Genomic DNA, 11,055 nt, shown 5'->3' with positions numbered 1-11,055 from the left:
CCGGGGGGCGGCGCGCGGGGGGGGGGGGGGGGTGGGGGGCGGGCGCCGCGGGGGGGCGCGGGGGCGCCCTCCCCGCCCCCCCCCCCCCCCCACCCCTGCCGGGCGGCCGGCCGGCCGCCCCCCGCCCACCACTGTCGTTTCCGGCCCGGTAAGGTCGGCGGCTGTGTCGAAGCTGCGGATCGGAGCACCCGAGGACGACGCCGCGCTCGAGGACTGGCGGCACGTGCACAACACCGTCGTGCCGGACGCCGCGATGTCCTTCGACGAGGCACGGGAGCGGGCCGGGAAGTACCTGCTGGAGGTCGCCTACGACGGCGACGTCCTCGTCGGCTGCACCACCGTCCGGCCGCCCGAGGAGGACGGCGCGGCGGCCACGGTGATCGTGCGGGTGCTGCCGCCGTGGCGCGGGCGGGGGATCGGGGCGGCCCTCTACGAGCGGGCCATGCGGCAGGCCGCCGAGCACGCCGCGCCCGCCGTCGAGACGGTGGTGTGGGCGGCGAACGCCGGTGGTGTCCGGTTCGCGGAGGCACGCGGCTTCGTCGAGGTGGACCGTTACGTGCCGGAGCCGGGCGCGGTCCCCTACCTCACGTTGCGGCTGGCGCCTGCCTGAGCTGGATCTCCCGGGCCGCGGCGAGGGCGTGCGTGTCCTCGATGACGTCGTCGTACACCATCCGGCCCCAGCGCAGGCGCAGCCACTGCATCGCCTGGTTCTCATACACGCTGCCGTCGGCCAGGCGCGCGGTCAGGCGCAGCTTGACCACCGCGGTCGTGCGCCACGGCCAGCCGGTGACGACGACGTCGGTGAGGGTGATCCGCAGGCCGGGGAACAGCTCGAACACGCCGCGGAACCAGTCGGCGAACGCGTCCCGGCCGCGCAGGTGCACCCCGATCGGCGGTGGGCCGGCGAAGTGGAACTCCAGATCCCGCGCGGCGGTCGCGACCGCCACCTGATACTCGCCCGTGCCGATCCGCCGCCACAGTGCCCGGACCCTGGCCCGGGTGATCGCGTGGTACATGCCCGACAGCCTAGTCGCTTGCAACTTGCAATGCACTAGTCTGTGGCCGTGGACCGGGACCGTTTCGCCGCGATGCACTGCTCGATCGCCCGCGCCGCCGGCGTCATCGGCGACCCCTGGACGCTGCTCGTCCTGCGGGACCTGTTCCTCGGCGTCAACCGCTACGAGGAGCTGCGCCGCGACCTCGGCATCGCCACCAACATGCTCGCCGACCGCCTGGATCGGCTCGTGTCCGACGGGTTGGTCGAGCGCCGGCGGTACGAGCAGCGCCCCCCGCGCGACGAGTACCTGCTGACGCCGCGGGGCCGGGACCTGTTCGCGGTCGCTCTGACCGTCATGGCCTGGGGCGACCGGCACGAGGCCCCCGAGGGCCCGCCGATGCGCCTGCGGCACGACGGGTGCGGCCATCCGGCCACTCCGCGGGTCACCTGCGACCACTGCGGCGGCGAGCTGCACCTGGACAACGTCACCGTCCTGCCCGGACCCGGCGGCCGGGACGCGCCCGGGACCACGGTCGTCGCGGAGCGCCTCATGCGCCGCGGCGGCGGCCCGAAGCCCGGCTGACCCCACGACGACGGTGGGGCCCGTGAACATCACGGGCCCCACCGGGTCTCATTGCCACCACGTCGGAGCGGCGGCCGGGCGCTACTGGATCACGAACGTGGTGTAGTACACGTCCATGATCTCCTTCTCCTTTTTGACCGTGTAGGCCTGCACGACCTTCTCCTTGAGCTGCGTCTTGTACTTCTCGCGGCCCTCGTTGGTCAGCAGCTCCTTGGCGTCCATGTTGCTGAACAGGGAGATGGCGGCGTCCAGCGCCTTGCTGCCGTCCGGGGCCTCGGCCGCCTTGTCGGTCGCCTGCAGCGTCATCTTCAGCTTCAGGTAGTGCCCGTCGGCGAGGTTGATCGTGACCGCGTCCAGCGGCACGACGACCCCCGCGACGAGGACCTCCTTTGCCGCTGCCGACTTCGGCGCGAACATCATGTATCCACCGGCACCACCACCGCCGAGCGCGACGAGGACGATCGCCAGGATCACGATGAGCTTCTTCTTGGAGCGCTTCTTCGGAGCCTCTTCGGCCGCCTTGTCCTTCTCGTCCTTCGCCATCGTGTTCCCCTTCGCACCCGTACGCCCGCTGACCTCCGACGTTCACTGACATCGGACCGATCACCCGACACGTGAGTTGCGCCGAGGTGCATGCCGGTAGCGTCAGGTTGCCTTCGGTGCCGCGCGGACGTGGGCGCGCTCGCCCTGCTTGCCGATGAGGCTGAGGAACTCCACGGGGCCGGCGCCGGTGGCCCCGAACCAGTGCGGGGTGCGGGTGTCGAACTCGGCGGCCTCGCCCGGGCTGAGGATGAGGTCGTGCTCGCCGAGGACCAGGCGCAGCGTGCCGTTGAGGACGTAGACCCAGTCGTATCCCTCGTGGGTGCGCAGGTCGGGTTCGCGGTCGTCGGCGCCCGCCGGCAGGACGAACTTGTAGGCCTGGATGCCGCCGGCCCGGCGGGTCAGGGGCAGGATGGCCGACCCGTCGCCGCAGGAGATGGCCCGCAGGTTGATGCGGGGGTCGCCGGTCGGCGGCGCGTCGACGAGCTCGTCGAGCGTGACGCCGTGCGCGCGGGCCAGCGGGAGCAGCTGCTCGAGCGTCGGACGGCGCAGGCCCGCCTCGAGCCTGGACAGTGTGCTGACGGAGATGCCGGTCTCCCGCGCGAGGTCGGTGAGCGTGATGTCGCGGCGCAGGCGGAGACGCTTCAGCCTCGGCCCGACGGCGTCGAGCCTGCGGTCCAGTTCCTCGTCCATGTCCCCATTTTGCCATTCGGCAAGAACGTTTGCACATCTGCCTCGTCGTGATCACGATCGGCGGCATGACGTCCTCGACCTCGCTTCCCCCGCTGCGCGCCGCCGGCGCGACGATCGACGACCCGCGCCGGCGGCGGGCGATCCTGATCACGGTGTGCATCGCCCTCATGGCGGTCATCGCGTCCGTTTCCGGGCTGAATGTCGCCCAGCAGGAGATCGCCCTCGCGTTCGACGCCTCGCAGGGCACCGTGCTGTGGATCATCAACACGTACACCATCAGCCTGGCCGCGCTGCTCCTGCCGCTCGGCGCGGTCGGCGACCGGTGGGGCCGCAGGCCGGTGCTGCTCACCGGCCTGATCATCTTCGGGCTGGCGAGCGCGGCGGCCGGCGTCGCCACCTCGTCCGCGGTCATGATCGCCGCACGGCTCCTCAGCGGCGTCGGCGCGGCGATGATCATGCCGGTCACGCTGGCCGTCATCACCTCGACGTTCCCGGACGGGGAGCGCTCCCGGGCGATCGGCGTCTGGACCGGCGTCGCCGGTGGCGGCGGCATCCTGGGGATGTACCTGTCGGCGATCCTCGTCGACCTGGCGAGCTGGCGGTGGCTGTTCGTCCTGCCCGTCGCGCTCGTCGTCGTCGCGGTCGGCATGGCGCTGCGGACCGTCCCGGACTTGCGCGAGGAGTCGCCGCGCGGGTTCGACACCGTCGGCGCGCTGGCGTCCGTGGTCGCCGCGGTCGGGCTCACCTTCGTCCTCCACGAGGGTCCGGCACGGGGCTGGACCGCGCCGGTGACGCTGCTGAGCCTCCTGGTCGGCGTCATCGGCTCGGCCGGCTTCGTGGCGTGGGAACTGCGCCGGCCGGCACCGCTGCTCGACGTCCGCCTCTTCCGCAAGCGGGGACTCGCCGGCGGCTCGGTGACGTTGCTGGTGGTGTTCGGCGTGCAGGCGGGGATCTTCGTGGTGCTGTTCCCGTACTTCCAGGCGGTGCTCGGCTGGTCCGGCCTGCGCTCCACCCTCGCGCTCATGCCGATGGCGCTGCTGATGATGCTCGCCTCCGGGCTCGCCCCACGGGTCGCGGCGCGAGCCGGCGCCCGTCCGACGATGGCGTCGGGGATCCTCCTGAGCGGCGCCGGACTGGCCCTCATGGCCGCCTTCGTCTCCGTCGACGGCGGTTACCGCTCGGTGCTGCCCGGCATGCTCGCCATGGGCCTGGGCATGGGCCTGGCGATGACGCCGTCCACCGAGGCCATCACCACCGCGCTGCCCCGCGCCCGGCAGGGCGTCGCGTCCGCGCTCAACGACGTCACCAGGGAGCTCGGCACCGCGCTCGGCGTCGCGCTGCTCGGCGCAGTCCTGTCCGCCGGCTACCGCGACGCGATCGACGCCCGGCTCGACGATGCCCCGGACGCCGCCGCCCGCGCGGCTCGCGAAGGCATCGCCAACGCCCTCGCGGCGGCCGACGGTGCCAACGCGCAGGCGCTGATCCGAGCGGCCCAGGAGTCCTTCGTCGAGGGCTGGCAGCATGCCATGTGGGCGGGCGCGGGCGTCATGACGGCCCTGCTCGTGTACGTCGTCGCGTTCGGTCCCCGGCGGCCCGCCGATGCTGAACGACCGGTCGAGGATGAGCGGCCGGTCGACGGTGAGCGGCCCGCCGAGGACGAGCGGCCGTAGGTCAGGCGGCGGACGTGGCCAGGGACTGCTCGACCCAGCGGCGCAGCGTCGAGGCCGGTGCGGCACCGGACTGGCGGGCGACGACCTTGCCGTCCTTGATCACCATCAGCGTCGGCACGGCCCGCACGTCGAAGCGCCGCGACAGCGCCGGTGCCGCGTCGACGTCGACCTTGACCAGCTTCACTGCCCCGGCGAGCTGCGTGGCGACCTGTTCCAGGGCGGGGCTGACCGCCCGGCACGGGCCGCACCACTGGGCCCACAGGTCGACCAGCACCGGGGTGGTGGAGCGCTCGGCGACCTCGGCGAACGTGTCGTCGCCGGCGTCGACGATCCACGGCACCCGCGCGCCGCAGCTGCCGCACGCGGGCGTGCCGGTCGCCGTGGCCGGGACCCGGTTGCGCTTGCCGCAGGCCGGACACGCCACGATGTTGCTCGCCACCTGTCGCTCCTCACGCTCGTTCGGCTGTTCACTGCTGCTGACAATCGCCGTACCCGGGAAATTCCCGGTCAGGACGTCCGGAGCTTGCGAACCGCGAGGACCGCGACCCCGGCGCACAGCAGCACGCCGACGACGGTGCCGGCCGGCCCGCTGTAGCGCTCGACCTCGTGCCAGCGCTCTGCGAGCAGCCAGCCGGCGCCGATGAACAGCGCGTTCCACACCCCGGAGCCGGCGGCGGTCAGCAGCACGAACTTCGGCAGCCGCATCCGCTCGATCCCGGCCGGGATCGACACGAGGCTGCGCAGGATCGGCACGCACCGCGACAGCGCCACGAACCACGACCCGTGCCGCCGGAACAGCCGCCGCCCGCGCTCCAGGTCGCGCTGCCCGGTCAGCAGGAACCAGCGCCGCCCCGCGAGCCGGTGCAGGCGCTCATATCCGAGCCGGGCACCGATCCAGTAGAGCACCAGCGACCCGGCGACGGCCCCGGCGGTCGCGCAGCACCAGACCAGCACCGGATGCATCGCCCCGGCCCGCGCCCGGAACCCGGCCAGGGGCAGGATCAGCTCCGACGGGATCGGCGGCACCAGCGTCTCGAACGCGATGAGCAGCCCCACCCCGACGGGCCCCAGCTGGTCGATGACCGCGAAGATCCAGTCCGTCATCGTGTCGATCTTACCGCCGTCCTCCCGGACCGGCAGGTCGAGCGGGCCGGGTCAGACCTGGGTGGGCATGGGGGAGCCGCGCCAGGTCACCGCGTCGATGAGGGCGGCGACCGGGTCGACGTCGGTGCCGAGGGTGTCGGCGTACGCCCGGTGCAGGTTGGGCACGATCCGCTCCGCGTCCGCCCAGCCGGCGAACTCGCCGAGGTCGCACGCGCGGGCGGCCTCCAGCGGGGTCAGTCCGGCGCGCATGCCTTCGGCCGCCGTGTCGAGGACCAGCCGCAGGTACCGGCGGATCCCGTCGAACACGGCCGGGATGTCGGCGGCGGTGAGCAGCGGGCCGTGCCCCGGGACCAGATACGCGGGCTCGAACCCGGCGAGCCAGTCCAGGGCCGCGACAGCACCGGTGACCGAACCCATGAACACCAGCGGGGTGAGGCCGTTGAAGACCAGGTCGCCGGCGAACAGCACCCGCTCGCCGGGCAGCCACGCGACGACGTCGCCGGTCGTGTGGGCAGGGCCGCCCGGGTGCACGACGTCGACCCGGCGCTGTCCGATGTGGATGGTGAGCCGGTCCCGGACGGTGACGTCGGGCAACCGGCGGGTGACCGCGCCCCAGTCGGGGACGGGCTGCCACAGCGGCGGGCAGCCGTCGATGACCGGGTCGACGCGCAGCCCTTCCCGCATGTGCTCGTGGCCGACGATGACGGTGGCGGCCGGCAGGAGGCTGTTGCCGTAGCTGTGGTCGCCGTGCTGGTGGGTGTTGACCGCGAGCCGGACAGTGCCGCCGCCGGTCGCCTCGTCCACCGCGGCGAGGAACCGCCGGGTCCGGGTCTCGGTCGCGCAGGTGTCGACGATCAGGACCTGCCCGTCGTCGGCGACCACACCGGCGTTGTTGAGCCACCACGTGCCGTCCGGCTGGACCCAGGCATGCACGCCGGGCACGATCTCGTGCAGCGACATGCCCCGCAGCGTACCGCCGTCACTGCCGCCGCAACGGGATCTGGGCGGGGGCGATGAGCCCGAGACGGACCAGGTCGTAGTCCAGGTCGCGTTCCCACTCGGCGCGCGGGGCGACCAGCGGGCTGCCGCTCTGCGCGAACGTCAGGTGCGGGGTGCCGCCGGCGGAGCCGAGGAACAGGCCCGGGCGGCGGCTGGCGCCGAACCCGCCGAGCGTCTCCAGGCGGCGGGGGCGCTGGCCCCGCACCACCGACGCGGACCAGCGCCACGGCGCCGCGTTCGTCATGAGGCCGGTGGCGTTGGTGGTCCACTTGTCGGTCCACTCCCGCAGCCGGAAGCTCTCCGGCAGCCCCTGCAGGACCCGGGCGGTGGCGCGGTCGGTGGTGACGCCGCACAGGTCCAGCGCGTCCAGGGCGCGGCCGGCGAGCAGCGCGTCGACGGCCGCGGCGACCACGTCCGCCGGGTGCCGGTCGCCGACGCCCCACAGCTCCTCGACGGTGGCGGCGGGGGACTGCCAGTACTGCGGGATCCGGTCCCAGCGGTGATACGTCGACTTGCCCACGAACCGGGCCAGCCCGGCGCGCAGCCCACCGCCCGGCACGGTGCCCACGACGAGCCAGATGCCCTTGCCCGCCGGGTTCGCCGGCGGCACGACCTCGCGCAGCAGCACCTGGATCTTGCCGGCGAGCCGGCCGCCGGTGCGGTCGCGCGGGAACCACCACCGGATCCCGGGCAGGAACAGCCCGGCGATGGTCTCGTCGAGGTCCTCGGCCTGCTGCTCGGACAGCATCGCCAGCAGCATCGGGTCGAGGGCGACGTCGACGGGGATGCCGCCGCCGGCGAGCTTCGACCTGGCGAGGCGCTGGAGCCGGGCCCGGCGCCGCCCCTCGGGCTCGCAGGCGGGGATGACCGACCAGGTCGCCTCCCACTGCGCCCAGTCCTCGACGGCGGCCACGACGTCCTCGGGGAACACCGAGTGGAACTGCCCGGACGGCACCGCGACCGGGTCGCCGTGCTCCAGGGGCTGGGTGTCGGCGTCGGGGCGGCGCTCGTAGAACGCGGCGGTGAAGCCGAGGACCGCCGTCGGGTCCGGCAGCGTCCGGGCCGGCTCCCAGTCGCCGATCCGGTCGCCGGGCCGGATGTCGGCGACGGTCACCACCGCGTAGGCCTCGTCGCCGGGCATCCGCACCCAGGCGCCGGGCTCCACCGGGCTCGCCGACCACTGGCGCGGTGCCTGGCGGACGACCGGCTCCAGGCCGGACCGGCGCAACGCGTCGACCGCTGCGGTCAGGGACGTCTCCACGATGACCACCATAAGGTGAGGGTATGGATGTCTTGTACCGGAGCTTGGCCGGACTGGTCGACGGTGGCGCGGTGCCGGGCCTGGTGGCGGCGGTCGCCGGCGCCGACGGGCCGGTCCGGGTCGAGGTCCTCGGCGCGACCGCGTTCGATGCGGGCGCCGAGCCGATGCGGCGGGACACGCCGTTCCGGCTGACGTCGGTGACGAAGCCGATGGTCGCCGCGGCCGCGATGATGCTGGTCGAGGACGGGTTGCTGACCCTCGACGAGCCGGTCGACCGGCTGCTGCCGGAGCTCGCCGGGCCGCGGGTGCTGCGGCGCCTGGACGCCGACGTCGACGACACGGTGCCGGCGCGGCGGGCGATCACCGTTCGGGACGTGCTCACCTACCGGATGGGGCACGGGCTGCTGCTCGACCCGGCCGCGGATCCGCCGGTCAACCCGCCGTACCCGGTGGTGCGGGCCGCGGAGGCGCTGGAGCTGACCCTTGCCCGGCCCGACCCGCGGACCCCGCACAACGTCGACGAGTGGATGCGGCGGTTCGGGACCCTGCCGCTGCTGTTCCAGCCGGGGGAGCGCTGGGCGTACAACTCCAGCGGCCTCGTCCTGGGCGTGCTGGCGGCCCGGGCAGCCGGGATGCCGCTGGGTGACCTGCTGCGGGAACGGCTGTTCGACCCGCTCGGCATGACCGGCACCGGGTTCGCGCTGCCGCCGGACCGGGTCCGGGAGCTGCCGGCGAGCTACTTCGGCGGCGAACGGCAGACGGACCTGGCGACCGCGGAGGACTGGGCGCGTGAGCCGGCGTTCCCCGACGGCGCGGCCGGGCTCGCGTCCACTGTGGACGATGTGGTGGCGTTCGGCCGCTTCCTGCTCGGCGCGGGGCCGTCGCTGCGGGCGATGACCACCAACCACTTGACCCCGGCGCAGATCGAGGGCGGCGGGATGCTGCTCGGCGGCCACGGCTGGGGGTACGGCATGGCGGTGCACGCCGACGGCACCTACGGCTGGGACGGCGGCTACGGCACGAGCTGGAGCAACAGCCCGGCGACCGGCACCGTGCGGGTGCTGCTGACCCAGGTGTCCGATGTGCTGTTCGACGGCACCGTGGAGGAGTTCACCCGGCTCGCGGTGCACCGGTGACGTGACCGGCTCGGCTGACTTGACCGGCTGGCGGTGCGCCGGTGATGTGGCGCTTGCGGGCCCGGTTGCCGCACGGGTCCGCGGAGCACCAGCGGCGGGTGCCGGTCCGCGACCCGTCCAGGAACAACGCCCGGCACTGCGGGTCGGCGCAGGCCCGCACGTGCGCCGCGGCGGGCGACGTGACCAGGTCGAGGGCGTCGCGGGCGACCAGCGCCAGGGTCGCGGTGACCGGGTCCGCGGCCTGCCACCGCAGCGCGCCGCCGGCGTCCAGGAACGGCACCGGCACCGAGCGGGCCGCCGCGTCGTTGACCGCGTCGCGCACGCCGTCGGGTGGCCCCGGCGCACCCACGACGACCAGCGTGTGGACCGCCTCGCGGAGGCGTTGGGCGCCGGCGACGATCACGCCCGGCACGCTGCTGCCGGGCGCCGGCGCGACCGGGCCGAACTGCCGGACCCAGGCGGCGAGCGCCGGGCCGTCGGGGAGGTCGTCGACGGGCCGGCCGGTGCCACGGTCCCGCAGCGTGTGGACGAAGTCCAGACACAGCCGGCCCGTGCCCTGGCGGAAGGACATTCCGGCAGCATAGACCCGTGCCGGTCACGGACAGGTAGGGTGCCATCCGTGTCGGTGACTGAAACGATCAGCTATTCGTGGCGCGGCGGGTTCGCCGACGCCGAGGTGGAGACGCTGCACGCGGAAGGGTTCGGGCATCCGCCGACCGGCGACGGCTGGTGGGAGCGGGTCAACCGGCACAGCCTCGGCTGGGTCTGCGCCCGCGCCGCGTCCGACGGCGGCGGGGCGCTTCTCGGGTTCGTGAACGTGGCCTGGGACGGCGCGGGCCACGCGTTCGTGCTCGACACCGTGGTGTCCGCCGCGGCACAGCGTCGGGGCATCGGGGCCGCTCTGGTGGCCGCCGCCGTCGACGGGGCGCGGGCCGGCGGCTGCGAGTGGCTGCACGTCGACTTCGAGGACCACCTGAGCGGCTTCTACCTCTCATCATGCGGCTTCAGCCCGACCGGCGCCGGACTCATGCGACTGCGGTGATCACCGCGTGTTGCTCAGTCGGCTGACCGGTCGATTGCCGGACCGGTCCACCACTGCAATGATGCGCTGGCACATTCTCGGGGGAGGCGGCACAGCATGATTCAGCGGTTCGTGTTGATGGCTTGCGCCCTGATGCTGCTCGGCGGGTGCGCCGCGATGCCCGCGGGCAGCGACGGAAACCTCGTCGACGACTGGGCGATGCTGGCTGAGGGCAAGGTCCGGGAGCCGGTCGTCGGGGACTGCTGGAGCACGAACGCCTGGTCCGCGTATGAGCCGGGGGCATTCGACTACGTCGTCCTGGCCGACTGCACAGCCACCCACCAGATGCAGACCATCCACATCGGAGAGATCACGGGCACGGTCGCGGACAGCGCCGTAGTGCCGGCCCGCACCGCCACGTCAGGGCTGTACGCCGACTGCGAGAAGGCGGCTGAGGCCTACCTCGGTGGCGCCTGGCAGACCGGCCTGGTGTATCTGTACCTGCACGTGCCGACCGCCGCGCAGTGGCGTGGCGGTGCCCGGTCCTACCGCTGCGACGTCGCCGCCATCCAGTCCGCCGCCGACCACATCGTGAGCCACGACGCGACGTTCAAGGACACGCTGCGCCCTGGTGGCCCGCTGACGATCGGTTGCGGCACCAAGGTCATTGAGAACAAGCTCATCAAGGACCTCACTCCGGTCGAGTGCACCGCGCCGCACGACGCCGAGTTCGTCGGCTTCGTGCAGCAGCCGAACGCATCGACCTACCCCGCCGACAGCAAAGGCGTCGACGCCGTCTTCGGCAAGGCCTGCGAGCAGCGCCTGCTCGCCTACACGGGCATGTCCGCCGGCAACTTCGACCGGCAGGACATCTTCTCCATCGCATGGCTGACCGCCGCCGAGATCGGCTGGGAGACGGGCGACCGCTCGGCGCGCTGCTACCTCACTCTGGCCAAGAAGGTGAGCCGCTCATTCAAGGGCGTCGGCAACGTCACGGTGTGACCGGCACCTGCCGGCGCCCAGCGGTGACAAGGACTGCGTGGCGGGGTTG

The 11,055-nt window shown here is 73.4% G+C and carries 14 protein-coding genes; 6 read left to right on the top strand and 8 right to left on the bottom strand.

Going from position 1 to position 11,055, the window contains the following annotated elements; translation table 11 throughout:
• The first annotated feature begins 163 nt into the window (after nucleotides 1-163).
• Complete coding sequence (locus AB0K00_RS48480) at nucleotides 164-610, top strand: GNAT family N-acetyltransferase (RefSeq protein ID WP_363536883.1); 447 nt, start codon at nucleotides 164-166, stop codon at nucleotides 608-610.
• On the opposite strand, the gene AB0K00_RS48475 is transcribed toward AB0K00_RS48480, so the two are convergent.
• Nucleotides 585-1,016: a nuclear transport factor 2 family protein gene (locus AB0K00_RS48475; RefSeq protein WP_363536880.1), complete on the bottom strand. Its 432-nt coding sequence runs from the start codon at nucleotides 1,014-1,016 to the stop codon at nucleotides 585-587. The two genes, AB0K00_RS48480 and AB0K00_RS48475, sit on opposite strands and share 26 nt — an antisense overlap.
• A 48-nt stretch (nucleotides 1,017-1,064) precedes the next feature.
• Between AB0K00_RS48475 and AB0K00_RS48470 the strand changes: the two genes are divergently transcribed.
• On the top strand, nucleotides 1,065-1,580 hold the full coding sequence (locus AB0K00_RS48470) for a helix-turn-helix domain-containing protein (RefSeq protein ID WP_363536877.1): 516 nt from the start codon (nucleotides 1,065-1,067) through the stop codon (nucleotides 1,578-1,580).
• 81 nt (nucleotides 1,581-1,661) lie between these two features.
• Here the strand turns inward: AB0K00_RS48470 and AB0K00_RS48465 are convergent, their stop codons facing one another.
• Complete coding sequence (locus AB0K00_RS48465) at nucleotides 1,662-2,123, bottom strand: flagellar basal body-associated FliL family protein (protein WP_363536875.1); 462 nt, start codon at nucleotides 2,121-2,123, stop codon at nucleotides 1,662-1,664.
• Nucleotides 2,124-2,225: 102 nt separating this feature from the next.
• Nucleotides 2,226-2,813 carry an XRE family transcriptional regulator gene (locus AB0K00_RS48460; RefSeq protein WP_363536872.1) on the bottom strand — a complete coding sequence of 196 codons (588 nt, stop codon included), beginning with the start codon at nucleotides 2,811-2,813 and terminating at the stop codon, nucleotides 2,226-2,228.
• A 65-nt stretch (nucleotides 2,814-2,878) separates the two neighbouring features.
• Here AB0K00_RS48460 and AB0K00_RS48455 point away from each other — a divergent pair, with 65 nt between their 5' ends.
• Nucleotides 2,879-4,483: an MFS transporter gene (locus tag AB0K00_RS48455; protein WP_363536869.1), complete on the top strand. Its 1,605-nt coding sequence runs from the start codon at nucleotides 2,879-2,881 to the stop codon at nucleotides 4,481-4,483.
• A 1-nt stretch (nucleotide 4,484) separates the two neighbouring features.
• On the opposite strand, the gene trxA is transcribed toward AB0K00_RS48455, so the two are convergent.
• From trxA to AB0K00_RS48435, 4 genes are all read right to left on the bottom strand, one after another.
• Complete coding sequence (gene trxA / locus AB0K00_RS48450) at nucleotides 4,485-4,922, bottom strand: thioredoxin (protein ID WP_363536866.1); 438 nt, start codon at nucleotides 4,920-4,922, stop codon at nucleotides 4,485-4,487.
• 68 nt (nucleotides 4,923-4,990) lie between these two features.
• Nucleotides 4,991-5,587: a DedA family protein gene (locus tag AB0K00_RS48445; protein WP_363536863.1), complete on the bottom strand. Its 597-nt coding sequence runs from the start codon at nucleotides 5,585-5,587 to the stop codon at nucleotides 4,991-4,993.
• Nucleotides 5,588-5,638: 51 nt separating this feature from the next.
• Entirely contained in the window at nucleotides 5,639-6,547 is a 909-nt protein-coding gene (locus tag AB0K00_RS48440) for an MBL fold metallo-hydrolase (protein ID WP_363536860.1), read from the bottom strand.
• A 19-nt stretch (nucleotides 6,548-6,566) separates the two neighbouring features.
• Nucleotides 6,567-7,859 carry a hypothetical protein gene (locus AB0K00_RS48435; RefSeq protein ID WP_363536857.1) on the bottom strand — a complete coding sequence of 431 codons (1,293 nt, stop codon included), beginning with the start codon at nucleotides 7,857-7,859 and terminating at the stop codon, nucleotides 6,567-6,569.
• A gap of 11 nt (nucleotides 7,860-7,870) precedes the next feature.
• Between AB0K00_RS48435 and AB0K00_RS48430 the strand changes: the two genes are divergently transcribed.
• On the top strand, nucleotides 7,871-8,983 hold the full coding sequence (locus tag AB0K00_RS48430) for a serine hydrolase domain-containing protein (protein WP_363536854.1): 1,113 nt from the start codon (nucleotides 7,871-7,873) through the stop codon (nucleotides 8,981-8,983).
• Here AB0K00_RS48430 and AB0K00_RS48425 read toward each other — a convergent pair.
• Nucleotides 8,958-9,554, bottom strand: coding sequence for an ABATE domain-containing protein (locus AB0K00_RS48425; RefSeq protein WP_363536852.1), 597 nt, complete (start codon nucleotides 9,552-9,554; stop codon nucleotides 8,958-8,960). The two genes, AB0K00_RS48430 and AB0K00_RS48425, sit on opposite strands and share 26 nt — an antisense overlap.
• 48 nt (nucleotides 9,555-9,602) lie before the next feature.
• Here AB0K00_RS48425 and AB0K00_RS48420 point away from each other — a divergent pair, with 48 nt between their 5' ends.
• Nucleotides 9,603-10,025, top strand: a complete 423-nt coding sequence (locus AB0K00_RS48420; RefSeq protein WP_363536849.1) for a GNAT family N-acetyltransferase — start codon at nucleotides 9,603-9,605, stop codon at nucleotides 10,023-10,025.
• A gap of 117 nt (nucleotides 10,026-10,142) precedes the next feature.
• The gene (locus tag AB0K00_RS48415; RefSeq protein WP_363536846.1) at nucleotides 10,143-11,006 is read left to right on the top strand and encodes a septum formation family protein; all 864 of its coding nucleotides are present in this window, start codon (nucleotides 10,143-10,145) and stop codon (nucleotides 11,004-11,006) included.
• The last annotated feature ends 49 nt before the right edge of the window (nucleotides 11,007-11,055 follow it).

The sequence above is a fragment of the Dactylosporangium sp. NPDC049525 genome (genome assembly GCF_040676755.1).
Lineage (GTDB): Bacteria > Actinomycetota > Actinomycetes > Mycobacteriales > Micromonosporaceae > Dactylosporangium.
This window is presented reverse-complemented; position numbering and strand designations above follow the sequence as displayed.

Coding starts and splice junctions, on each gene's coding strand:
- AB0K00_RS48460 (WP_363536872.1), bottom strand. CDS start 2,813: ATGGACGAGGAACTGGACCGCAGGCTCGACGCCGTCGGGCCGAGGCTG.
- AB0K00_RS48425 (WP_363536852.1), bottom strand. CDS start 9,554: ATGTCCTTCCGCCAGGGCACGGGCCGGCTGTGTCTGGACTTCGTCCAC.
- AB0K00_RS48430 (WP_363536854.1), top strand. CDS start 7,871: ATGGATGTCTTGTACCGGAGCTTGGCCGGACTGGTCGACGGTGGCGCG.
- AB0K00_RS48475 (WP_363536880.1), bottom strand. CDS start 1,016: ATGTACCACGCGATCACCCGGGCCAGGGTCCGGGCACTGTGGCGGCGG.
- AB0K00_RS48465 (WP_363536875.1), bottom strand. CDS start 2,123: ATGGCGAAGGACGAGAAGGACAAGGCGGCCGAAGAGGCTCCGAAGAAG.
- AB0K00_RS48435 (WP_363536857.1), bottom strand. CDS start 7,859: ATGGTGGTCATCGTGGAGACGTCCCTGACCGCAGCGGTCGACGCGTTG.
- AB0K00_RS48440 (WP_363536860.1), bottom strand. CDS start 6,547: ATGTCGCTGCACGAGATCGTGCCCGGCGTGCATGCCTGGGTCCAGCCG.
- AB0K00_RS48455 (WP_363536869.1), top strand. CDS start 2,879: ATGACGTCCTCGACCTCGCTTCCCCCGCTGCGCGCCGCCGGCGCGACG.
- AB0K00_RS48445 (WP_363536863.1), bottom strand. CDS start 5,587: ATGACGGACTGGATCTTCGCGGTCATCGACCAGCTGGGGCCCGTCGGG.
- AB0K00_RS48415 (WP_363536846.1), top strand. CDS start 10,143: ATGGCTTGCGCCCTGATGCTGCTCGGCGGGTGCGCCGCGATGCCCGCG.